Origin of the sequence: Proteus hauseri, assembly GCF_040139125.1 — a bacterium.
Classification (GTDB): domain Bacteria; phylum Pseudomonadota; class Gammaproteobacteria; order Enterobacterales; family Enterobacteriaceae; genus Proteus; species Proteus hauseri_B.
Genome location: NZ_JBEEUB010000002.1, coordinates 171688 through 197029, shown reverse-complemented (window position 1 = coordinate 197029; position 25342 = coordinate 171688). Strand labels below are relative to the sequence as shown.

Annotated in this window: 21 protein-coding genes; 14 read left to right on the top strand and 7 right to left on the bottom strand. The window is 39.2% G+C overall.

The features are described from left to right. Positions 1–19: 19 nt before the first annotated feature. On the bottom strand, positions 20–667 hold the full coding sequence (gpmB, locus tag ABN099_RS03995; RefSeq protein ID WP_349462400.1) for a 2,3-diphosphoglycerate-dependent phosphoglycerate mutase GpmB: 648 nt from the start codon (positions 665–667) through the stop codon (positions 20–22). Between the two features lie 51 nt (positions 668–718). Here gpmB and yjjX point away from each other — a divergent pair, with 51 nt between their 5' ends. After that, positions 719–1255, top strand: coding sequence for an inosine/xanthosine triphosphatase (yjjX, locus tag ABN099_RS03990; protein WP_349462399.1), 537 nt, complete (start codon positions 719–721; stop codon positions 1253–1255). An 86-nt stretch (positions 1256–1341) separates the two neighbouring features. On the opposite strand, the gene trpR is transcribed toward yjjX, so the two are convergent. Next, a complete protein-coding gene (gene trpR / locus ABN099_RS03985; protein WP_349462398.1) occupies positions 1342–1653 on the bottom strand; it encodes a trp operon repressor in 312 nt (103 codons plus the stop codon). A 100-nt stretch (positions 1654–1753) separates the two neighbouring features. After that, the gene (sltY, locus tag ABN099_RS03980) at positions 1754–3673 is read right to left on the bottom strand and encodes a murein transglycosylase (protein ID WP_349462397.1); all 1920 of its coding nucleotides are present in this window, start codon (positions 3671–3673) and stop codon (positions 1754–1756) included. A 341-nt stretch (positions 3674–4014) separates the two neighbouring features. Here sltY and ettA point away from each other — a divergent pair, with 341 nt between their 5' ends. After that, positions 4015–5682, top strand: a complete 1668-nt coding sequence (ettA, locus tag ABN099_RS03975; RefSeq protein ID WP_349462396.1) for an energy-dependent translational throttle protein EttA — start codon at positions 4015–4017, stop codon at positions 5680–5682. A gap of 382 nt (positions 5683–6064) precedes the next feature. Here ettA and ABN099_RS03970 read toward each other — a convergent pair whose 3' ends face one another. Beyond that, positions 6065–6862 carry an energy transducer TonB gene (locus tag ABN099_RS03970; RefSeq protein ID WP_349462395.1) on the bottom strand — a complete coding sequence of 266 codons (798 nt, stop codon included), beginning with the start codon at positions 6860–6862 and terminating at the stop codon, positions 6065–6067. Positions 6863–7033: 171 nt separating this feature from the next. Between ABN099_RS03970 and ABN099_RS03965 the strand changes: the two genes are divergently transcribed. The 5 genes from ABN099_RS03965 (at position 7034) to ABN099_RS03945 (ending at position 16009) form a co-directional block, all read left to right on the top strand. Beyond that, positions 7034–7582, top strand: a complete 549-nt coding sequence (locus ABN099_RS03965) for an RNA polymerase sigma factor (RefSeq protein WP_349462394.1) — start codon at positions 7034–7036, stop codon at positions 7580–7582. After that, positions 7572–8600, top strand: a complete 1029-nt coding sequence (locus ABN099_RS03960) for a FecR family protein (protein WP_349462393.1) — start codon at positions 7572–7574, stop codon at positions 8598–8600. The genes ABN099_RS03965 and ABN099_RS03960 overlap by 11 nt, the downstream gene beginning before the upstream one ends. A 103-nt stretch (positions 8601–8703) precedes the next feature. Then, a complete protein-coding gene (locus tag ABN099_RS03955) occupies positions 8704–11448 on the top strand; it encodes a TonB-dependent receptor (RefSeq protein ID WP_349462392.1) in 2745 nt (914 codons plus the stop codon). 63 nt (positions 11449–11511) lie between these two features. Next, on the top strand, positions 11512–13221 hold the full coding sequence (locus tag ABN099_RS03950) for an ABC transporter ATP-binding protein/permease (RefSeq protein WP_349462391.1): 1710 nt from the start codon (positions 11512–11514) through the stop codon (positions 13219–13221). Next, a complete protein-coding gene (locus ABN099_RS03945) occupies positions 13211–16009 on the top strand; it encodes a M16 family metallopeptidase (protein WP_349462390.1) in 2799 nt (932 codons plus the stop codon). The genes ABN099_RS03950 and ABN099_RS03945 overlap by 11 nt, the downstream gene beginning before the upstream one ends. Positions 16010–16148: 139 nt before the next feature. On the opposite strand, the gene ABN099_RS03940 is transcribed toward ABN099_RS03945, so the two are convergent. Beyond that, positions 16149–16565, bottom strand: coding sequence for a DoxX family protein (locus ABN099_RS03940; protein ID WP_349462389.1), 417 nt, complete (start codon positions 16563–16565; stop codon positions 16149–16151). Positions 16566–16834: 269 nt separating this feature from the next. Between ABN099_RS03940 and ABN099_RS03935 the strand changes: the two genes are divergently transcribed. Beyond that, positions 16835–18853: an NADPH-dependent 2,4-dienoyl-CoA reductase gene (locus ABN099_RS03935; protein WP_349462388.1), complete on the top strand. Its 2019-nt coding sequence runs from the start codon at positions 16835–16837 to the stop codon at positions 18851–18853. Positions 18854–18998: 145 nt separating this feature from the next. Here the strand turns inward: ABN099_RS03935 and sstT are convergent, their stop codons facing one another. After that, positions 18999–20252: a serine/threonine transporter SstT gene (sstT, locus tag ABN099_RS03930; RefSeq protein ID WP_349462387.1), complete on the bottom strand. Its 1254-nt coding sequence runs from the start codon at positions 20250–20252 to the stop codon at positions 18999–19001. Positions 20253–20977: 725 nt separating this feature from the next. On the opposite strand from sstT, the gene ABN099_RS03925 reads away from it, so the two are divergent. The 5 genes from ABN099_RS03925 to ABN099_RS03905 all read left to right on the top strand — a co-directional run bounded on the left by ABN099_RS03925 (position 20978) and on the right by ABN099_RS03905 (position 23511). Beyond that, positions 20978–21637: a DedA family protein gene (locus tag ABN099_RS03925; RefSeq protein ID WP_349462386.1), complete on the top strand. Its 660-nt coding sequence runs from the start codon at positions 20978–20980 to the stop codon at positions 21635–21637. A 298-nt stretch (positions 21638–21935) separates the two neighbouring features. After that, positions 21936–22241, top strand: a complete 306-nt coding sequence (locus ABN099_RS03920) for a DUF883 family protein (RefSeq protein WP_349462385.1) — start codon at positions 21936–21938, stop codon at positions 22239–22241. Positions 22242–22247: 6 nt separating this feature from the next. After that, positions 22248–22658: a phage holin family protein gene (locus tag ABN099_RS03915; RefSeq protein ID WP_349462384.1), complete on the top strand. Its 411-nt coding sequence runs from the start codon at positions 22248–22250 to the stop codon at positions 22656–22658. Next, a complete protein-coding gene (locus tag ABN099_RS03910) occupies positions 22639–22944 on the top strand; it encodes a YqjK-like family protein (protein WP_349462383.1) in 306 nt (101 codons plus the stop codon). The genes ABN099_RS03915 and ABN099_RS03910 overlap by 20 nt, the downstream gene beginning before the upstream one ends. A gap of 174 nt (positions 22945–23118) precedes the next feature. Further along, positions 23119–23511: a DoxX family protein gene (locus ABN099_RS03905; protein WP_349462382.1), complete on the top strand. Its 393-nt coding sequence runs from the start codon at positions 23119–23121 to the stop codon at positions 23509–23511. A gap of 90 nt (positions 23512–23601) precedes the next feature. Here the strand turns inward: ABN099_RS03905 and ABN099_RS03900 are convergent, their stop codons facing one another. After that, entirely contained in the window at positions 23602–24504 is a 903-nt protein-coding gene (locus tag ABN099_RS03900) for a LysR family transcriptional regulator (RefSeq protein ID WP_349462381.1), read from the bottom strand. Between the two features lie 113 nt (positions 24505–24617). Between ABN099_RS03900 and ABN099_RS03895 the strand changes: the two genes are divergently transcribed. Beyond that, entirely contained in the window at positions 24618–25325 is a 708-nt protein-coding gene (locus ABN099_RS03895; RefSeq protein ID WP_349462380.1) for a pirin family protein, read from the top strand. Positions 25326–25342: the final 17 nt, after the last annotated feature.

Sequence of the window (25342 nt, the reverse complement as noted above, 5' to 3'; positions counted from 1 at the left end):
TTAAAGAGAGCTTTAATTTCTAACGTTGAACTTCATCTAACGCGGTATCAGTTAGATGACTAACATCACCAGCGGTTTCAATCACCCACCCACTTGCTAACCAAGGGCTATGTTGATAATCAACACGTGATATCGAGCAATTACGCAACCTTAAACGACGTTCTGCGTAAGCTGGCAACCCTAATACTGTACTTAACAAGCAACCCAGCGCAATACCATGGCTAACCAGTAACGGACGACTATTTTCAGGTAGATCAAGACAACTCGTTAAAGCAGCCTTCATTCGACTACCTAATTCTGTCATTGATTCTCCTTGGGGAATTCGTCCATCAGGTGTACCATCAATCAAACTCTTGCGCCAAGCCTCTTCTTGTGTATTTAATGTTGCGATCTCTCGCTGTTCAAGAACGCCCATATTGAGTTCACGTAAACGTGAGTCAGTAATCACCTCACAGCCACAGGCTTGTGCAATGATTTCTGCCGTTTGTCGAGTGCGGCCAAGATCACTAGAAATAATGTGGGTAATACCAGCTGACTTCACTTTTTCAGCAACTTGTTGTGCTTGATGTACACCATTTGCCGTTAGTGGGCTATCAGATTGCCCTTGAATACGTCTTGCCACGTTCCATTCAGTTTCACCGTGGCGAACAAGATAGACCTGTAACATACATTTTTTCCGTTATACTGCTCAAATTTTTCAAAGGATGATTAATTCATTATGTATCATGTCATTGCAGCCACTACGAATCCAGCAAAAATCAATGCGATTAGACTCGCCTTTGAGCAGGTATTCGGTAAAGATACCTTTGATATTGAAGATATTAATGTCGATAGCCGCGTTCCACAGCAACCAATTGGGAATACAGAAACGAGAACTGGCGCACGCCAGCGCGTTATGGCTGCTCGCCAAGTCCGCCCTGAAGCTGACTTTTGGGTCGGTGTCGAAGCCGGTATTGAAGACGATATGACCTTTGCTTGGATTGTTGTAGAGCATGCTCAAATCCGTGGCGAATCTCGTTCAGCGAGCCTAATGTTGCCAGAACGGATTTTAAAAGGTATTCGTGAAGGTAGAGAGCTAGGTGATGAAATGGCTTTCTTAACCAAAATTGATAATATTAAGCAACGCGGTGGTGCTATTGGTTACTTTACTGATGGTCTACTAAGTCGCACTTCTGTTTATCAACAAGCACTAGTACTTGCATTAGTACCCGTTACTCACGATATCTATAAAGAGCTAAATCAAAGAGAAGATTAATAACTAATCTGATTATCTATTTTTAGAGAAACCTGAAAGCAAAAAGCCATTTTTTACAATGGCTTTTTTATTAAATGGCTGCTTGGTTATTTCTTCGTCATAAGCTCTTTTTCAAGCCACAGCTTTACCTCATGAGGGGCTGTTTTTAAACTATTAGAGCCTCTCGTAATGGTAGCAATTCCCACACCAAGCTCTTCTTTTAGTTCTCGCTGACTTAGTTCTCCTCGCATTAACTCTTGTACTATACGTACTCGTGTCGCCAGTGCACCACGTTCATCAGGCGTCATTAAAAGTTGTAAAACAGGATATTGCACACCCTGTTCAAATGCGTGTTGCAGTAATTCAACAAATCGTAACCAGTGTTCATTATCTTCTGGTGATAACGCAGGATCTTGCATCGTAGGAACCTCTTTTAGCCACACTCTTTAACTAGTACAAACTATACCATATTTTATAGCTTGACGAAGAGGCTCCCACGATAAATCCCTAATTTGTGCACTAATAACGACTATTCAACTCTATGTCTGTTAATACTGGCTGCTGTTCACCCGCAAAATAACTGTAGAAAACAGCAAAAGAGAGCACATTTTTCACATAACCACGCGTTTCAGCAAAAGGAATACTTTCAACAAAAGCGATAGCATCAAGCTGACCATTAGCATCCGATAACCAACGATCAACACGTGCAGGACCCGCATTATAAGCCGCACTTGCTAGGATACGATTTTGATTAAAACGTTGGTAAACAGAGTCTAAATAAGCAGTCCCTATTTCGATATTTTTCATCGGATTAGTTAATTGCGCACTACTAACATATCCAGTTATCCCGGCTTGTTTTACAGTAAACTCCGCTGTTTTAGGCATCACTTGCATTAATCCCGTTGCGCCCACAGAAGAACGGGCTTGTGGATTCCAGGCGCTTTCTTGACGAGCTATCGCCATTGCATAGTTACGGTCTATTGTTTTATCTTTGGTGTATTGATCAAATTCTGCTTTCCATGCCAATGGAAAACGCTCTTCTAAGTGATCCCACATTTTACCTGTAATGGTTGCCTGTACTGCTAAATCAGCCCATTTTTGTTCAAAAGCATATCGTGCTAATTGAGATTGCATTTGTGCTGGCTGTGAAGCCACATAATTAGCCCATTCAGAACGCGCTAAGTTGTCCATTTGCCAATACATTAGTTCACGTACTCGTTGCACTTGTGCATGTGTTGGAATATCTGCACTAACACTCGGTGCTTTATCAATCACCATAATGTAAGGTTGCCCTAATTTTTGAGCGGCAACCATTGGGTAAAAACCACGGCTTTGTGTCAGTTGTTGCAACATAGTCTTTGCTTCACTGGCTTTACCTTGAGACTGTAAAACCATTGCACGCCAATAACGCCACTCTTCTTTATTTTGGCTTTCAGGTGACAATCTATCTAACCACAAAGCCAGTTCCGCAGGTTGATTCTGGCTTAAGGCTAAACGAACGCGGCGTTCACGTAAGGTATCTGAAGCAGTGTCTTGAATAACACTATCACGCCATTTAACCTGCTCAGGAGTTGCATAAGGCATATATTGCCAAGCAATGGTATCTTTCATTGATTGACGTTCACTCGCCGTCATTTTCTGTGCATGAGCGATGCTATCCAGTTGCATTCTAGCTGCATCTGGATCTTTTTTTGCCCAACGAGAAAATGCCGATTGCACAATAGAACGCGTAAAGTCAGTTGGTGAAAGCGAAGAAGCATAACGTGCAACTAAGCTAGGTTGATCTTGTAATTCAACTAAAGCATCGCTGATAGTTTGATAATCAGCAGAGAGACGTCTTGCAAGATACGCAGCCAACCCTGTATTTCCACCTTTAATGGCAAGGTTTATACGTTCTAAAACTAACTCAGGTGTTAACTGCCCTGCTTTTTGCCATTCATCAAACAAAGTGTCACAACTTGATGGCATTGATGTACCATTCAACCAAGCCTCTTTGGCGCCAAGCCAAGCCGTTTGTACATCACCAGTTGCCCATTTTGCGTAATAATAATTACATCTTGCCGCTTTAGGATTAGGGGGATTAGGGCTAAAAGTGAGTAAATTTTGCCACTCTTGACGTTTGGCTAGCTCATTAACAAACAGTGATGGCAACGCTTTAGCTGGTGGAAGTGTAGGATATTTTGCAACAAAATCAGTCACCACAGCAGGTGCAATGATATCCAAATTATCAGTAATTTGGCGGTATTCTAAGTAAGGGTAAAGAGGATAATCCTTCAACGTAGGCAACAATCTTTCAACTTCATCACTCTTTTTTAAATCCCATGCTGCTTTAATTTCTTGATAGCGAGCACGTTGTTCATTTAATGAATCGGCTTGTACCCACGCCGAAAAACACAATGAACTCATCGCTACTATTAAAGACCACTTTTGCTTAACCACGTTATCTCTCCACCTCAAAATAGAACAGCCAAATAATAAATACATTAGCTAATATGATAATCATTAACAATGTAAGTTCCCCTCTTTAAGATAAATTATCAAGACTTTAAGAGGAAGCGCTAAAGTCGGGTAAAATCCACTCTTTTCACTAAGGTTTTCTTTTATAAATCGGGTATACTGGCGACTTTCATCATTTTCGGGTCTTTGGCAAAATACTGACATTGACTCTACTATTGTTCATTTAGGTGTCATAAATTATCGACTTAAACGCAAAGTATTGTGTTTAGCCATAAAAAGGGCACCTCAGATAAAATCTCTTTTATAATCAAAGGGTAATTATAGTGGCTCAATACGTTTATAGTATGTTGCGTGTCGGGAAAGTTGTCCCACCTAAGCGACATATTCTTAAAAACATTTCACTCAGCTTCTTCCCGGGCGCGAAAATTGGTGTGCTTGGTCTTAATGGTGCTGGTAAATCGACATTACTTCGCATTATGGCGGGTATCGATACAGATATCGAAGGTGAAGCACGTCCACAACCAGGTATTAAGATTGGTTATTTACCACAAGAACCAAAATTAAACCCTGAACATACCGTGCGTGAAGCCGTTGAAGAAGCGGTAAGCGAACTGAAAAACGCATTAAACCGCCTTGATGAAGTTTATGCAGCTTATGCTGATCCTGATGCTGATTTCGATAAATTAGCCAAAGAACAAGGTCAGTTAGAAGCAATTATTCAATCTCATGATGGTCATAATCTTGATAACCAATTAGAACGTGCGGCTGAAGCGTTGCGCCTTCCTGATTGGGATGCAAAAATCGAGAAGCTATCTGGTGGTGAACGTCGTCGTGTTGCTATCTGTCGTCTCTTATTAGAAAAACCAGATATGTTGTTATTAGACGAACCTACCAACCACTTAGATGCTGAATCTGTTGCTTGGTTAGAGCGTTTCTTACATGACTATGAAGGCACCGTTGTGGCAATTACCCACGACCGTTACTTCCTTGATAACGTAGCGGGTTGGATCTTAGAACTTGACCGTGGTGAAGGTATTCCATGGGAAGGCAACTACACTTCATGGCTAGAGCAAAAAGACGCACGTCTTGAACAAGAAGCAGCAACTGAAGCAGCTCGCCATAAATCAATTCAAAAAGAACTTGAGTGGATCCGTCAAAATCCTAAAGGCCGTCAAGCTAAAGGTAAGGCGCGTCTTGCTCGCTTTGAAGAGCTTAACAGCGTTGATTACCAAAAACGTAATGAAACCAGCGAACTCTTTATTCCACCTGGACCACGTTTAGGCGATAAAGTATTAGAAATCAGTAATCTGACTAAGTCTTATGGCGACCGGGTTCTGATTGATGATTTAAGCTTCTCTATTCCGAAAGGGGCTATCGTCGGTATTATCGGTCCTAACGGTGCGGGTAAATCAACACTATTTCGTATGATCTCAGGTCAAGAACAACCTGATTCAGGAACATTAACACTGGGTGATACTGTTAAATTAGCCGCAGTTGACCAGTTCCGTGACAGCATGGATAACAGCAAAACAGTCTGGGAAGAAGTTTCTGGTGGCCAAGATATTATGCGTATTGGTAACTTTGAAATCCCAAGCCGTGCGTATGTAGGTCGCTTTAACTTTAAAGGCATTGACCAAGGTAAACGTGTTGGTGAACTTTCTGGTGGTGAACGTGGTCGTTTACACCTTGCTAAACTGCTTCAAGTTGGCGGTAACATGTTACTGCTCGATGAACCAACCAATGACCTCGACGTTGAAACTTTACGTGCATTAGAAAACGCCTTGTTAGAGTTCCCTGGCTGTGCCATGGTTATCTCGCATGACCGTTGGTTCCTTGACCGTATTGCTACTCATATCATCGATTATCAAGATGAGGGTAAAGTTGAATTCTTTGAAGGTAACTTTACTGAATACGAAGAGTATAAAAAACGTACATTAGGTAACGATGCGATTCAACCACGTCGTATGAAGTACAAACGTATGACAAAATAATTACGTAACTTAACGTATTTATTTTAAATAATAAAAGGCAGAGATTATTCTCTGCTTTTTTATATTTAGTTAGTTTGAAATTTAATTAATGATAATTAAATAATTACACCACATTAATTTTCATTATTTAAACCAGTATTGAATCTATTTCATCACTTTGATACTCTTAATTCGTTGGTGAGGATAAAAGAGACGGCAATCTTCCTCGCGACGCTGAAAAATTGCGATGCCGACGAACACAAAACGAAAAACTAAAAAACCACCATAACGGTGGTTTTTTAGTTTTAATTGTAAATTAGAATAATAACAAGCTAATTTTATTTGTTGTTAATTTATTATGATGCTTTTATTTATACTTTATTATTCACTAATTATTTTCTTATCAACTATTCTGCTTAAAATCAAAACCGACTGGTACTGTAAACGAAATGGTTCCATTTACTAAGCGGTGACTTTCTGGCGCTGGAAATGGTGATGCGCGTTTAACGGTATTGAGAGCTTCTTTATCTAAAATACGATTACCTGATGATGACTGTATGTTTACTTCCAACAGTTCACCTTTTGCATTTAATATAATAGAAAGTTGAGTGACACCCGTTGCTTTAAAACGTAATGCAGCCTTTGGATATCGTTTATAGATTTGAAGATGGCTATGCACTAAGCTTTCCCATCCCATATGCCCACTTGCTGATACTGACGATAGACTATTAAATTGAGCACTACTCGCAGAATTAGAACCTGAAATTGGTGCACTCGTGGTATCTGATGGCGCTTCTGATACTGGCAATTCATCAGGCACTTTCACCGCAACAGGTTTTGGCTTAACGATAGGTTTTACTTTTGGTTTTTCTGCAATTCGTTCATATGTACCATGCTCAACAACAGGCATTTTAGGTAGATCAAGCACTTCTTTTATTGGCTCAGGTTCTGTTTCTGCTGGTTCAGGAACAGACATCACTTTTTCTGGACCAACGGGCAGCTCTTTAACCTCGGTTTGGGCTAATTGGTACACACCAAGGTTCATTGTCATTGCTGGCGGTAAAATTCCATGTTGTTCATCTTTAGCGGTTATCCAGCCCACAGCGGCAACCACAAGCATGGCATGAAATAAAATACTGGCAGTTAAACCACCAATAGAAAAAGACCCACGGCGTGGAAAAGTCGCCGACATACTACTCATAATTCTCGCCTCTGATTTTCTTTCTGATGAATTATAGGCATAATACAAACACAAATGATATTGCTTATTATTAATAATCACATAAAAAATTAGCTTGATAATTATCATTATTTGTTCGCATGAGAAGCAGTAAGAGCTTATTATTTCACTCTTTTTTAGACACCAGAGATTATGGCTAGCGATAAATCATTGGCACAAAAAATTAGTTGTGCCTATCAATCGACCTATGGACAACTTGTGCGTTTTTTCCACAAACGTACGGGTAATTACCATGATGCAGATGATTTGTCTCAAGATGTGTTTACACTATGGCTAAACCGAAAAGAACAAACCCCAGTGCAAGAGCAACGGGCTTTTCTGTTTAAAATTGCCAATCACGTCTTGATTGACCATTGGAGAAAAAATCAAAAACAGAAAAATATTTATCAAGATGATTATGAGTTAGATGATGCCATTCAAGATTACACAACCGAACTTGATCCTGGATGTGTGCTTGAACATCAGCAACGTTTAAATCTACTTAGCGAAGCCATTGCCTCTTTACCACCTCGGCGTAGAGAAGCTTTTGTGCTTTATCGTTTTGATGGTTTATCCCAAAGCGAAATAGCTGAGCAAATGGAGATTTCAATCAGTATGGTTGAAAAACACATTGCTGCTGCGCTATTACATTGTAAAAGATATGTCGATGCAGGACAGGAGAACCGCACGAATGATGAGTAAACCGGAATATATAATCCCGGAAAATAAACCTCACACAGATGAGGTATCAGACTCTTTTTCTTTAGACTCTGACGATTATTTACTCAATGACCTTATTGATGAACAAGCTGCACTTTGGTTTACTCGTCAACACAGTCAAAAGCTAACACCACAGCAACGGCAAGAATTTAAACAGTGGATAGCAAATGATACTCATCGACAAGCTTATCAAGCCATAGCTGAAGTTTGGCGTGGCTGTGAAGCCTTATCACGCCCCTCTATTCCTTTAGTTGAAAAAAGAAAACGCTCTATTTGGCGCCCTTTTATTCATACTACAGCGACGGTTTGCTTACTCACCATCTTGTATCTCCCTTACAGCCGCCTACCCGCATTGTTAATGGATAACATGACATTAGCCACCAGCAGCCAGCCTAAAGAGATGACACTTGCCGATGGATCTAAGGTTTTTTTAGACAGAGAGACACAAGTCAGAGTCGCGTATATTCAAGAAGAGCGTCGTTTATGGCTAGATAAAGGACAAGCTTATTTTAAAGTTAAGTCAAATCCTTATCGACCATTCTATGTTCATGCTGATAGTCGATTAATTAAAGTAGTTGGTACTGAATTTGAAGTGAGTCGATATCAAAGCAATCAGATTAACATCGCTGTACATGAAGGGATTGTTGCCGTTAAAACTGCTGCAAAAGCACCGCCCACCTATTTATATGCAGGCTCTCAGGCAGTAAGTCAATCAGTAGGTGATACGCTCGCTATCAGCACGGTTAATATCGATTCCGTTGGCAGTTGGCGTTTTGGGCAACTCCATTTCTTTGAACGTCCTCTTAATGAAGTCATCACCAAACTAAAGCCGTATCTTGATATCAATATTCAAATCTCCTCACCTGAAATTGCGAAGATGAAAGTCTCTGGCGTTGCCAATATTAACGATGCAAAAAGCTTTATTACCGCAATTCCACTTATATTGCCAGTTAACGTCGTTTTTAGTGATAAAAATAATGCGTTAATTATCAACAAGTAAAAAGAAAGATGGAAAATATTCTTTTTTACAGGTGAGGATAATTCTCATTTCACCCTCTTCTCTAGTAACAACAATTATTAAGTTAGTGAATGGGATTGGTGAAATGAGTATGAATAATAAAAAAGGGACCCTGAAGAGGTCTCTACTAGCATTACTAATTAGTACCACAATCGTTGCGCCTTGCGCTTATGCATCTACTGTTTCTGTCGCTTTGCCAGAACAGTCGCTGGCAGACTCACTCAGCACGATTGCCAAACAAGGGCAAGTGCAGATCTTATTTGATGCCAATGCAGTTAAAAACTTACGTGCTCCAGCACTTTCAGGTCAGTTTGAGACTCAAACAGCCCTACAAAAGGTTTTAATCGGCAGTGGTATGGAAATTATTCCACAAGGAAGTGGATTTGTTATTCGTCCTTTAGCAACAATAAACACCATTGTTATTCCTGAGGTTCAAGTTACTGGTGTAGGAAGCAGCTATCACCCTTCTACCGATGTAGTATCAGCACCACAATACATCTCTGCTGAAGAGATAAAACAACGTAATACAGGTGATGGTAACATTACTGATCTACTGAAAAGTAACCCCGCAGTGCAGTTTTCAAATAGCGACAGCACATCAATGAATCAGGGTGAAATTAAGCCTTCACGCATTTCTATTCATGGTTCTAGTAGTTACCAAAACGCTTACAATCTTGATGGCGTTAATTTTAACAATGACTTCGATCCAGCAAACTCCGGCTTAGGTGAAACCAATACAAAAATTTCAAGCGATGAGCAAGGGATGTACCTTGATAGCCGCTTAATAGATAGCGTAACAGTTTACGATAACAATATTCCTGTGGAATTTGGTGGTTTTACAGGTGGTACAGTTGATGTACAAAGCCGTCGTTGGTCTGGTGAAACGCATGCTAATGCCTATTACCGAACAACTCGTTCAAGTTGGAATAATATTTTTACCGATCCCAAACTCAATTTTGACACGGCTAATAACGATTACAGTAATCCAGCCCGTTTCCAGAAAAAATACGATAAACAAAACTTTGGTGGTTGGTTTGAAACTGGATTAACCGAAAATACAGGGCTAATTTTCTCTGCATCTCGTCGAGAATCAACCATCCCTATGATGGTGAGTGCCGAAGGTGGGATCATACATACACCCGATGGTAAACTAGAACAAATTGAGCAAACACCACACTATCGTGATCAAACACGTACCTCAGATAACTACTTCTTAAAATATTCTTGGAATATTTCAGATAAACAATCCTTTGATTTATCGAGCAATATCGCTCGTTACAATAGCTATTTATTCTCAAGTTCTGTTTATAACTCGGGTTATGACAATGAACACAATGGATTAAGCTTTACGGCACTTTATAAACACCAACTTAATTTGGGTACATTAGAGTTAACAGCAAGTTATCAAGATCTAGAAGATCGACGTACTAGTGATCAGAACTATTTTATCATTCTAAAAGATTACACGGATTGGGAGCACCCAGAACAAATTAGCAGTGGTGGTCAAGGTGATCTGAAGAGTACTCAAAAAACTTACAGTGCGAAAAGTGTTATGCGCTTTGATCCTGTTGAATGGGGTGCTGTAACCCATCGTCCTACAACTGGATTTGAAATCAGTCGGACTAAAGGCGCATATATTCGCGATAAAGATTATTACAGTTATAGCTATTCTGGTTCTACATGGAATGGCGAATGGATGGGGGGATTAACACAAACAACGCGTTATCTTTCAGGTACCCATGATGCAACCTACACCAATTACTCTATTTATCTTGATGATAATATCCAATATAAGCGTTTAACTTTGCGCCCTGGTGTACGTTTAGATCGTGATGATTTTGTTCAAAATAATAATATCTCACCTCGCCTGAGCGGAACCTATGATATTTGGGGAACAGGCAAAACATTAGCAATTGGCGGTGTTAACCGTTATTACGGTCGTTCAATGCTCACTTACGCACTTTATGGTGCGCAAAATGCAGGCTTACAACATTGCTATATGGATTGCTCAGATAATGCTTGGTTCAATCGAACTGACTTTGATGGTGTTGATTCATTAAAAACGCCATATAACGACGAAATTACTTTAGGTATACAACAAGAAATCGCATCGACAACATGGCGTTTACAATATGTTCATCGTGAAGGTCGTGATGAAGTTCGTAGTGATACCAAATACCCAAATGCATCAACACCAGAAGAACTCAATATTCGAGAGTTCAACAACCGAGGACGTAGTTCCCACGATACAGTGACGCTATCGGTTAAAAATAGCCAACCTTGGGAATTAGCAGATGCATATCACGTTTTTGATGCCTCATTAAGTTGGCAGCAAAGTAAAACCAACACACCAAAAGACTCTGGTTACGCTCAGTTCGATCCTAATACACAAAATGTTAACTACAACAAAGTGTTGTATAACGGGCAGATCATTGATGCCAAAGATCTACCGTCAGGAAACTTTAATTCGCCATTTAAAGTGACCGCGGAACTCACCAGTGTTTGGGATGAATGGAATGTAACTTGGTATAACCGTTTGCAATGGAATAGCTGGCGTACACAAGCAGAGAAAACCAACAACGGTAGTCCTGTTAATACATCAGAAGGTTATATCTATGCCTATAAAAAACAGAAATTTAGTAGTCGCTTTACTTGGGATACCAAAGCGAGTTGGCAACCTGAATTTGCTTATGGTGTAGGTGTTTCGGTTGAAGTGAACAACGTACTCAATACGAAGAACGTTGCTGATCATCTGACCTATCAAAATATCGAGTACAAGTCTTATGAACCCGGTCGCCAATTCTGGCTAATGGTGAATTACGACTATTAATAAATTGACGAAGTTAATGTGAGCAACCAAGTCAATAAACAATAAAAATATGACCAATAAGCAATGAAAACAATAAAACAATTTTTCTATTTAGTTTCACCTTTTTGGGGGCGGCGTGCCGCCCTTTACTGCTGGTTTCTGTTAATTGTATCACTCACGTTAACCCTCTCATCGGTGTGGTTTAACGTAAAGATGAATGAATGGAATGGCAGTTTCTATAACGCATTACAGCAACTTGATGGTCAAGCGTTATACAAACTTCTCCAGCAATTCGTCATTATTATCATAGGGTTAATTACTGTAGTGGTTATGGGTGATTATTTACGTCAAAAAATGATCATTCGCTGGCGTGAAGGAATGACAGAGCAAGTGCTTGATCGCTGGTTATCTAAAAACAGCAAACACTATATGCTCAGACTGACGTCTCAAGAGCCTGATAACCCAGATCAGCGTATTGCAGAAGATATCCGTTTACTAATTGAATCAACAATGCGTTTAACCGTCACTTTTTTGCATTCGCTACTGACACTTATCTCCTTTGCTACCATTCTATGGTCTTTATCTGGTGCGCTTTCCTTCACATTAGGGGAGAGTGAATGGACAGTACCTGGTTATATGTTCTGGGCTTGTATCATCTATACCATTATTGGTATTACTATCACGCAGTTTATTGGTTCACCACTGCGTAAAATTAATATGGATAAACAGCGCAAAGAGGCAGATTACCGTACTGCGTTGATTACCCGTAAACAACATGGCGATGCTATTGCTGGTCAACGTGGTGAAAGTAGTGACCGCAATGAACTAATGGGTCGTTTCTTAGGGGTTATTCGTAACTGGAATAGCCTTATTCGCTATGAAAGAAATCTGTCATTTTTTACTGTGGGCTATCAACAAGCTACAGCAATGGCGCCGATTATTTTTGCACTACCAAAATTCCTTGCTGGCGAATTAATGCTGGGTGGTTTAATGCAGCTAAGACAAGCATTTGCTAGTGTTGCGGGTGCATTAAGCTGGTTTATTTTCTCGTATAAAGAGATAGCAGCATGGCAAGCCACTGTTACGCGTTTATATAATTTTGTGGTGCTATTAGAGCATGATCATGAACCACAAGTGAGTGAATTGAACGACGCTAAAACACGATTAAAAGCCAATCTTTCACTGTTTATGCAAGATGAAAGCGTATTAATTGAAGATATCAACCTCACCGTCAATGCCGGTGAACTCACTGTGATTGAAGGTTGTTCCGGTTTAGGTAAATCGACACTGCTAAGAGCATTAAGTGGGCATTGGCCTTATTTTAAAGGTGAAATTGCACGCTCATCCAATATCAGTTGGATCCCACAACGGATGTATCTGCCCCACTCTCGTTTAGATAATTTGCTTGCTTACCCTTGCCAGCCAACTCAATTTACTCAACAAGAGTATCAACAAGTACTTCACCTTGTTGGGTTAGATAAAATTAAAAACCAATTATCACTTGAAACCGATTGGACCACTCGACTTTCTGGTGGTGAGCAACAGCGTCTTATTTTTGCACGTTTATTACTTAATAAACCTGACCTAATTTTATTAGATGAAACCACATCAGCACTTGATGAACAAAATGCACTCATGATGCTACAAGGCTTAAAACAGCACTTACCTAATGCGGGTATTGCGCTGGTTAGTCACCAACGTTTCACTCATGCAATTGCAGACAATGTCATTTCACTGAAAGCACCAACAGCATCCGCCCCTCTATCTGCTGGAGTTACCGAATATGTATCGTAAATTACTGATTGCTTCAGTCAGTCTTTCTCTTTTAGGCTGTGCCGCAGGCACCCCTTCTCAGCAAAGTGACAATTCGTTAGCTTTGCGCCCTGATGTTCGCCATTTTACGCTTGATAATGGCTTAGATGTCTATCTGCTACAACGCGCACAAACTGGTGTGGAAATGCGCCTGTTAGTAAAAAGTGGTTCTGTTCAAGAAGATGAAAAGCAACTTGGCTTCTCTCACTTTACTGAACATATGGCATTTAAAGGGACAACCCACTTTCCGGGTACTACGGGCTTTAAACAGCTCGAAAGTTTAGGAATGAAGCTAGGTAGCCATGTTAATGCTGCAACCAGCTTAAATGCGACGACTTATAAACTGTCATTACCAAATGCAAATCCAGTACAAATTAAAACAGGGCTAAAAATCTTATCAGACTGGGCATTTGAAATGACATTCGACCCTATTGAGTTTGATAAAGAGCGCCCAGTTATTGTTGAAGAGTGGCGTTTACGTCAAGGCATTGGTTTTCGTATTAATCGCCAATTAGAAGAGTTACGTTATTACGGTAGCCGCTATCTAAATCGTGATCCTATTGGTGACCTTAATATCGTGAAGCAAGGCGATGTAAAAGATGCTAAGCGCTATTACGATACATGGTATCAGCCTGAAAGAATGGCATTAGTATTGGTGGGTAATTTCAACCAAGGTGACGCTATCGCGGATATTAAACAGCTGTTTAATGCTAAAAATAGTGACGCTAAAGGCGTTGATGATCCCGCATGGAATCATTTTATCGACCATAACGATCTCTTAGTCAAAACTATCTTCGATAAAGAGCAAGGTTCACGAATTTTACAATTTAGCTTACAACGCACATTGCCAGCGCCGTTAAATAGTCGCCAAGGTCAATATGAAGACTTAATGGATTCCCTATGGTTATCTATTTTAAATCAGCGTTTCTCAACTATTGTTGATAACGGCTTAATTGCATCAATTAGTGCTAATGCGCAAGGTGCGATGTTAGATCCACGTCGTTCACAACAGCTAATGATTGCCCACCCTAAAGACACTGATTACCAAGGTGCATTAGATATTTTATTTACAGAAGTACAGCGCTTAGCATCTGTGCCCGTATCTCAAGAAGAGTTAGATAACGCACGCAACGCAATGCTAAAACGCCTAAGCCAGCAAGCCGCGGGCGAAGAACGCTACGAGCATGATTATTTAGCAAATCAAATCACCACTGCGATTGAATTAGAGATGCCTATTCAAACTAAAAAGCAGATGTTGAACTTAAGCTATCAATTAATCAATAAAGTCACACCAGATATGCTGGCTAATTACTTTGCTCAATATCTGAAACAAGCCTCCCCACGCGTTGCCGTTATTGGTCCAGATAATGATTCAACTCTATTTAATGCCACAAAGGCAATACAGCGTTGGCAAGAAATTAGACAGTCAAATCCGGGAACCTTTAGTTTAAAAACTCAAGCCGTTACCTTAGATATTACCCCTGAATTAACGGGCTCTATTGTTGCTACTCAATCATTACCAATAGAAAAAACACAAGAGTGGACGCTAAGTAATAACGTTAAAGTTATCATTAAGAATAATAATTATCTTAAAGATAATATTCAGGTTTCACTGCGTATTCCAGGCGGTACTTCACTCGAAACAAAACAGAGCTTAGGTATGGTTCAGTGGGCATTAAAATTACCAGAAGTCAGTGGATATGGTAATTACAATGCAAGAGAGTTATCACTCTTTACTAAGCAACATCAAATTAGTTTACGCCCTTATAGCGAACTGTTATTCCACGGTTTTCGTGGCGAAGCACCAATTGATGAATTAGAAACCTTACTCACACTGATGCATCTAAAAATTACAGCACCACAATTTAATGGTGAAAAATTAGAGCAACAAAAACAGGCAATGGCATTAGGTATTTCTAAAACACCCGTAGAGCGTACTTTCTTAGATAATATTAATAAAGAGAGCTACCAAAATGGCTATCGCTTAGTGATTGATCCTCAAGGTGCATGGCGTCAATTTACCGCACAGCAATTACAACAAACCAACCAAATGATCTTAGGTCAACCGGCTGATATGACGTTAGTTATTAGCGGACCAGTTAACCTTAATCAAGTAAAACCGCTAATTGAGCGTTGGGTAGCAACGATCCCCGTTCGCTCATCTCAACGACTTCATTGGGCTGATCCTGCGATTACACCTAAATTATCATCGATGAGTAAAACCTACCCAATCGCCAGTAGCGATAAAAGTATGATAAGCATTCAATACGCAGCACCTGCACAGTGGTCTCAACAACATGTACTCGCATTAAATTTACTCGATACCGTTGTGAGTCAACGCTTGCGTTTAAACTTACGTGAACGAGCGGGTGGTATTTACTCTCTTAGTTTTTCTGAGATGTTAACGAAAGTGCCAACAAGCTACTACACAGGTCGTTTAAACTTTACCGCCTCACCTGAACGAGCGGATGAGCTTATCGCGCTTGCTCGCCACGTTGTCGGTGAATTAAAACAATCTGGTATTACAGAAAAAGAGTTACAAGAAGCTAAAAATATTTGGTTAACTGAAAACGCACAAATACGCGATAGCGCAAGCTATTGGACTGATGCGCTTGCACAAGTAGCAACAGACGATAAGCAATATCAGCGTTTATTGACTGATCCTGCAATTATCAACGCATTGAGTGTGGACAACATTAACCAAGTTGCTCGCCAATGGTTAGGTGAGAATGAGAAAGTGTTTAAATTAACGCCAGCAACTCAACAATAAATAAAGCGCTATTATTTTTTAATAAGAGAACATTATTAAAATAAAAAACGCCCAATTACACACTGTAATTTGGGCGTTTATTCATCTAATTTAACTAAGTTATAGATAACTAATTCAATTTTATTGATTATTAATAATATTAATCTTTTCTTACTGCAAAACGCCCACTACCTAAAAACATCACAGATACAGCGGCAAATAAGTAGAATCCAGCACTCTCAGGAGCCCATCCACCGCTTTTTGGATTTAATGCAAATAAATCACCTGAGTGAACCATCAATATTGCAACCAACATTGTTCCTGCTAACACAAAGGCTGAAACACGCGTAAATAATCCAATTATCAATAAGATAGGGCAAATCACTTCACCAATTAATGTACCATAAGCAATAAAAGCAGGTAGGTTAAAGTTCGCTAACATACCTTGTATACCTGCTAATCCACCGGGCTCCATTTTATGGATCCCATGAAGTAACATTAAAACACCAAGAGAAACACGTAATATAAACTTGCCTAAATCAGGATGGTTAACGAGCTGATTAAATTTATTAATCATAATGTCTCCAAAATCAAGAAATTGATGTGTGTTATAAATACTCAGTAATAGGTATTAACCATTATATGATGAAAAATTATGAATGAATGTAATTTTTATTATCATTCTTTGTTATGCTTAATCGGTTACTTAGATTATTATCAATTTTTAATACTCTATTCATCTTTTCCATGATTAAGATCACAACTTTTTAACATAATGAACTCTTAATCACAAAGTTCTCGTTATGCTATAGATATCTCATCCGACCAGTATAAAAAAGGTATCTGATGGCACACTATCCTCATCTTTTTTCTCCCCTTAATTTGGGATTTACTGTACTCAAAAATAGGATCCTTATGGGTTCTATGCATACAGGCTTAGAAGAAGATCCTAACGATGCACCCAAACTAGCTGAATTTTACGCACAGCGAGCCGCGGCTGGTGTTGCCTTAATTGTTACTGGCGGCATATCGCCTAATGCACAAGGCGTTTTACTCCCTCATGCAGCGACGTTGGTTGCAGATAAACAACTGGCAACACATAAAATAATTACCGATGCCGTTCATGACAATGGCGGTAAAATCGCCTTACAAATTTTGCATACGGGTCGCTATAGTTATCAACCTAAGCTCGTTGCGCCAAGTGCTATTCAATCCCCGATTACACCTTTTATGCCCCAAGCAATGAGTCATGAGCAGATAGAACAAACAATTGATGATTACATTCGTTGTGCTCAATTAGCGCAAAAAGCAGGTTATGACGGTGTTGAGATTATGGGTTCTGAAGGCTATTTAATTAATCAGTTTTTAGTTAGCCATACAAATCAGCGAAATGACCAATGGGGTGGCAATATAGAAAATCGTTGCCGTTTTGCACTACGTATTCTTGAGGGAGTTAGAGAGGCTGTAGGTGAAAAATTTATTATTATTTATCGCCTCTCTATGTTGGATTTAATTAAAAAAGGTGCTGATGCCTCAGAAGTGCTTTATCTAGCAAAAGCGGTAGAAAAAGCGGGAGCGACATTAATTAATACGGGTATTGGCTGGCATGAAGCGCGTATTCCCACTATCGCCACCATGGTACCAAGAGGTCAATTTGCTAGCGTGACCAAGCAGTTAATGGGAAAAGTAAACATTCCATTAATTACTTCAAATCGCATTAATACGCCACAAGTTGCAGAAGATATTTTAGCTGAAGGCTGCGCTGATATGGTCTCTATGGCTCGCCCTTTTCTTGCCGATGCCGAATTTGTACAAAAAGCACAACAAGGGCGAGAAGATGAAATCAATACCTGTATTGCCTGTAATCAAGCCTGCCTCGACCAAATATTCTCAGGAAAAGTTGCCTCTTGTTTAGTCAATCCGTTTGCTTGTCGAGAAACTGAGCTTTTAATTACGCCAACTACACAACCGAAAAGACTCGCTGTTGTAGGTGCGGGTCCTGCTGGACTTGCTTTTGCCATCACAGCAACAAAGCGCGGGCATCATGTCACTCTATTTGAGAAAGATGACCAAATTGGTGGGCAGTTAAAGATAGCAAGTCAAATACCGGGTAAAGAGGAGTTTCTAGAAACCTTACGTTATTTCAAACGCCAACTGCAATTAACTGGCGTTATTGTTAAAAACAATACTGAAGCGACACTTAATCATCTTAAAAACTTTGATGAAGTCATTCTTGCTAGTGGTGTTATTCCTCATCTTCCTGATATTGAAGGCAGAGATAAGCCATTAGTAAAAACCTATCTTGATGTACTTAAACATCATCAACCAACGGGTGATAACGTCATTATTATTGGTAGTGGCGGTATCGGTTTTGATACTGGATTATATCTTAGCCAAAAAGGACAATGCAGTAGCTTAAGCCCATGTGCCTTTAATAAAGAGTGGGGAATTGATCCAACACTCTCTTATCGGGGTGGATTAATTCCAGAAAAAACATTACATGAAACAGGCAAAAAAATTGTGATGACACAGCGTAAAGAGGGAAAAATAGGCTTAAGCCTAGGGAAAACTACCGGATGGATACATCGCTTAACACTACAGAAAAAAGGGGTGAAATTTATCACTCATTGTCAATATCAACAAATAACCAGTGAAGGGTTAATTATTGAACATGAAGGACAACCGCAACTGATCCCTGCCGATACAATTATTCTATGTACAGGGCAACGCGCCTATCACCCACTCTTCTCGGTTTTAGCAACAGCGAATAAAAAAGTATATCTTATTGGTGGTGCAAAAGATGCCAGCGAATTAGATGCAAGACGAGCGATTCGACAAGGCACTGAACTCGCTATTGCTATTTAATAAATTGATTAAATAGTTAGCCAAATAAGAAACCCCACATTGAAACACAATGTGGGGTTCTATTTTTATTATTGATTGTTATTTTTACTGCTTTCCTGTCTACCCTTTTTCTTTTTACTTCTACTACTCATTTTTATGCTTTTTTTTACCCATCATTTTTTTCAGTTAATGGGTTATCTGTAATGCGGTTATCTTCTGCGATACATGCCGCAGCGGTAAATAGTACGTCTGTTGATGAGTTAAGTGCGGTTTCTGCTGAATCTTGTAGCACACCAATCATCACACCCACAGCAACAACTTGCATTGCGATATCGTTGCTGATACCAAACATGCTACATGCCAGTGGAATTAACAGTAAAGAACCGCCAGCAACCCCAGATGCACCACACGCACAAATTGCCGCAACTAAACTTAATAACAGCGCAGTAGGTAAATCAACAGGCATACCCAGTGTATTTACTGCTGCTAATGTCAAAATGGTAATTGTAATTGCAGCACCCCCCATATTGATGGTGGCACCAAGTGGGATAGAAACAGAGTAAGTATCTTCATTTAAATTCATACGACGACACATTGCCATATTCACAGGAATATTTGCTGCCGAGCTACGGGTAAAGAATGCCGTAACCCCACTTTCACGTAAGCAAGCAAAAACCAATGGATAAGGATTACTGCGAATTTTCCAAAATACGATAATTGGATTAACAACTAGCGCAACGAAGAACATACAGCCGATCAAGACAAACAGAACATGAACATAGCCGGCTAATACGTCAAAACCAGTTGTTGCAATGGTTGATGACACTAAACCAAAAATACCAATAGGTGCTAAGCGAATCACCACTCGCACTAAATTAGTCACTGCCTCGGCTAAATCTTGAACCAGCACTTTAGTACTATCATTAGCATGGCGTAATGCGATACCTAAACCAATTGACCACGCGAGAATTCCCATATAATTGCCGTTAATTAAGGCATCTACAGGGTTAGCAACCACATTGATTAATACGCCTTTTAGTACTTCAGCAATATTTTCAGGGGGAGCTAGTTGAGAGTCATTGACGACCAACGTTAATACAGATGGGAACATAAAACTTGCCGCTACAGCCGTTAACGCAGCAAAGAACGTTGCCAGAAGATACAGCACTAAAACAGGGCGAATATTTGATTTTTGCCCTTGGCGGTGATTTGCAATTGACGCCATTACCAATACCCAAACAAGGATAGGAGCAACCGCTTTCAATGCACTAATAAACAGGCTACCTAATAAACTCATCATTTTAGCAATATCAGGTGCTAACCAAGCGAGTAAGATCCCTGCTACTAAACCGATAATTATTTGTTTGACGAGGCTTCCCTGAAAAAACAGGCTGAAGACTCTGGATTGTTGTTTATCCATAGTTATTCCATTACTTAAAATAATATTTAAAAAAGCAATATGTGTGTTTGCATTGCCAGTATAAGGAATTGAATCGTGCTGAAAAGCTGATTATGCAAAATATACAGCATTAACCATCATAGTTAACAACTAAATAACATATCTGTGATCATAATAGGGTTTTGTTCTTTTTAGCATACCACTTGCAAATGAAAGAAATTATTATTATCAGTAAGTTACCCGCACTCCCATTAGTTACTATTTTTATTAATAGCGCGTTGTTCTCTTTTAAATATCATTTTATGATGTTTTTTATTAACATATTCACTAACATCAATAGGTATAAGCGAACAAAAAAACAGACTAACTTTCTATTCTTTAAAATAAAAAAGCGCCTTGTTTTTATCATAAGACTTAACCTTATTATCGTTGTTCATTAATATAAATAACGTAATTACTTAAATCGCCTCTTATTTCTTTATCTTAAGGTTTACTCTTTAAAATAACGTATCCTGAACTCAAAAAGATAATGAGTGTCTATTTTTAAATATTCAATGCCAATGAATAGGTTGTATGAAGAGTTGATGAAAAATTTTCTGTCTAGTTTTTACCGATTTTGTTAGAGTGTTTCTGTTTTAAACAATTAAAAATAGACCCTACGATGTGGAAAAATGGGTAAACGGTGTTACACCACCTATTGTTTTTATATTTACCCCCAAATGACTCAGTTTTAGGAAGCCTTTTATATGGAAATCGTAAGAGAGCTGTTCTTGGCGCTTTGGCACCAAGATTACGAAACCCTAGCTAATCCGTCATTAATATGGATTATCTATATATTATTATTCACCATACTATTCCTAGAAAACGGAGTATTACCCGCGGCTTTCTTACCAGGAGATAGCTTATTAATTTTAGTGGGTGTGTTGATTGCTAAAGGAACAATGGATTTTCCATTAACCTTACTTATTCTTACCGCAGGTGCTAGTTTGGGTTGCTGGTTGGGCTATCTTCAAGGGCGATGGCTTGGAAACACTAAGTTAGTGCGAAGTTGGCTATCACATTTACCAGAACATTATCACCAACGAGCTCATGGGCTTTTTCACCGCCATGGTTTGGCTGCATTATTAATTGGACGCTTTTTAGCCTTTGTAAGAACACTATTACCAACAATTGCTGGTCTTGCGGGATTAAATAATACTCGCTTTCAACTCTTTAATTGGTTAAGTGGCTTTTTATGGGTGGGTATATTAACTAGCCTTGGCTATTTATTAGGTAATAGTCCGCTATTTCGCCAATATGAACACCATTTAATGAATATTCTTATGTTATTGCCTGTTTTCTTATTAGTTATGGGCTTAATTGGTAGCATTTGGGTTGTCATTAAAAAGAAGAAAAAACAGAGTTAGCTTTAAGTTATTTTACTTAGCCTTTATGAGATTTATCTATTATTAATCACACCGCAATAATTAAGATATAAAAACTGTAATCAGCCTGTTTTACTTTATAAAGCAGGCTGTTATTTTATGCCCACATTATCCCCTCTTACATTATCTATTCTTATACACATTAATGACTTCTGTTGTTACTGCTTATGCTAAGATTTTTCTCTTTTATACGGTAATAAGGCACTATTTTATTTTCTAAATGAACAAAAATGGTCTATGGTTATAAATATAACATCACGTTTCTATTAAGGAGTTGAATATGTCTCAACAACGTTCGAGTGAAGATCTGCGTAGTGAATTAAAATCTCTTGCTGATACTCTAGAAGAAGTACTGAACTCCTCAGCTGATAAATCCAAGGAAGAGTTGCAGAGCTTACGAGAAAAAGCAGAATGTGCATTAAAAGGCTCTCGTGCAAAACTCAGCGATGCTGGGCGTGAGTTAGTTGATAATACGAAAGAAATGGCAGGCAAAGCTGATAACTATGTACGTGAAAACCCATGGACAGGTATTGGTATTGGTGCCGCTGTCGGTGTTGTTCTCGGCGTTTTACTCGCTAAACGTTAATACACCATGAGTGAATCTCAAAGACCACAGGGCCCCGCTTCAGGGGTTCTGACTTCTATCAGCCGCATTGGCGCTATCGTTATTGGAATGGTAGAAACCCGCCTGCGCTTAATTGCGGTCGAATTAGAAGAAGAAAAAACCACCTTGATACAGCTTATTTTAATGGCTGGGATCACCCTTCTATTCACCGCATTTGGCTTGATGAGCTTACTCATTCTTATTTTTTGGGCTATTGATCCAGAATACCGAATTTATGCTTTAGCAATTACTACTGCCGTATTACTTATTGGTGCACTAATTGGTGCAATCATGACATTGAAAAAGTCTCGCAACTCGACTTTATTGGGCGATACTCGACAACAACTCGAATTAGATAAGCGCCTACTGGAGCAATATCATGATGAACACACCAAATAAACGCACACTATTAGCTAGACGTAAAAAGCTGTTGTTGAATAAAATTCAGCAGCAGCGCTCTGATTTAGGGCAAAGCACTCAAGTTTGGTTAGATGTAACAGAACCTTATGATAAAGCATGGAAAATTCTGACCTCTTTACGACCCGCTTTACTTGTTGGCGCTAGTTTGGTTTCACTATATAGCGTTAAACACCCTAAAAAAATCATACGTTGGGGCAAGCGAGTCATTGGTGCGGTAGGTCTAATTCGAGCGGTTCAGAACTCCTTCAAAAAAACCTCAGATTAAACATCAATTTTTTTGTGTAAGAATGTTAATTCTTCTTAATATCCTCATTCCTATTTTATCTTTATTGTATATCTCAAGCCAAGAGCCTGGTTATTTAACCTAAAAATAGAAAAATAACCGACCAAAAATACAATTACATTGCAAATAGTAGAGATTTTATTAGGAATAAACATCATGAAAAATTTTGAAAATATCGCGTTACTTATCGCCCGTATTTTAATGCCTATTTTATTTATTAGTGCAGGTTACGGAAAAATTGAAGCCTATGAAGGCACACAACAATATATGCAAGCAATGGGTGTTCCTGGCTTCTTATTACCACTGACCATTCTGTTAGAGTTAGGGGGTGGATTAGCGATATTATTCGGTTTCTTAACGCGTACCACAGCTATTTTCACTAGCGTATTTACTATTTTAACTGCTTTGCTGTTTCACAGTAACTTCGCTGAAGGTATGAACCAGTTAATGTTTATGAAAAATATGACTATTGCAGGCGGTTATTTATTACTGGTTGTGACAGGTCCTGGTAAATGGAGCTTAGACCGCGTTTTAAATAAAAACTGGTAATCAAGCGAACATATAAACAGAAAAGGTCCCTCTGGGGATCTTTTCTGTTTTCTTAAAATAAAACACGTTAATTATTCAAACGCGTTTTAATTATTTTTTATCACTAGCAAAGAGTTTAGGAATTTCTCGTAAACACCACGATTTTGCTTCGCCCATACTGTCTCTTCGCCACGCCATAATAATATTATTTTCATGATGATATTCAGGACCAACAACACGTAATCGTCCGGCTTTAATATCCTCTTCAATTAAATCATAAGGCATGGTTGCCACACCTAATCCGGCAATTAATGCTCTGCGTTTATCTTCAATAGAGCTGACTGTTAAACGTCGCTGTTTATCCAATAGCAAAACCGTTAATACTGGGCGCTCTCTGGCGGTATCTGCTATTGCGATACCACGATATTTTAAACGCGTCTCTTCTGCCAACGGCTCTGGTTCATCATGAATGGGATGATCTGGACTCGCCACATAAACACTAACCGTATTATAAAGAGGGCGAAAATTAATTTCTGATGATGTACGAAAATGCATATCTGGCGAAATAACGATATCACATTTACCACTTTCTAAACTTTCCCATGCTCCCGCTAAGACTTCAGTCACTAAAGAGAGTTGGGTATTGGATTTTTCAGCTAATTTTTCAACTAATGGGAAAAGTCGAGATGCCGGTGTTAATGCCTCACAAACGATAGTGATATGAGGTTCCCAACCCCTAGCTAATGCTTCAGCATCAGAAGTCAGTTTATCTGCTGCTTCTAATAAAATGCGCCCTCTATCAAGCAACATTCTACCCACATTAGTAAACTTTGTTCGATGTCCAGAACGGTCAAAAAGAACAACATCTAAATCTTCTTCTAATTTTTGCATGGTATAACTGAGCGCTGAAGGAACGCGACTAAGTTCATCAGCGGCAGCTGCAAAACTTCCTCTGCGATCGATGGCATCCATCACTCGTAGAGATTCCAACGTGATTGCTTTGTCTTTGCTCATTATACTTATCTCTATCAAATAATTTGACTATAGGCACCAGATTAACTTGCTAACAATGCACAGTCCATATCTCTATGATGATATTATTGATTATTTAATAGAAATGTACCGCTATGATAAAATACAGAACAGCACAACAGTGTGGCACAGCGGACTATGGCTGGCTACAAGCTCGCTACACATTCTCTTTTGGCCACTATTTTGATCCTCATTATTTAGACTACGGCACCCTAAGAGTGCTTAACCAAGAAGTCATTGCACCGGATTCGGAGTTTAAAGCAAAAACTTATCCTCATGTTGATGTGGTTAATCTAATACTTAGAGGTGAAGCGACCTATTTCGATAATATGGGACGCACAGTCACGGCAAAAGAAAATGAGTGCTTACTTATTTCGCCCCATAATACCGAAACCTATATTGAGAAAAACAGGAGCTTAGATACGCCACTCACTCGTATTCAGCTCTGGTTAAATGCATGCCCACAACAAGAGAGTCTTGCAACTCAAAAATTAGTATTAGATGAGCAAGCAAAATACCAGCTATTAGCATCACCCACTGGTGATAATAATAGCCTGATGTTAAGACAAAATATTTGGTTGTATCACATCAACTTACAGTTTGGTGATGAAATTACGCTCCCGATAAAAGGGCAAAAAGGTTATTTGCAATCGATAAAAGGTGGCGTCAATCTAGAGATATCATCACAGGAAGAGGGGCAAATTCAGTGCGGTGATGGCGCTTTTATTCAAGAAAGCAATACCATTACACTTCGATGCCAGCAAGAATCTTTCCGTGGATTATTTATTGATCTCGTTTCATAACGACTTAAAAACAGAAA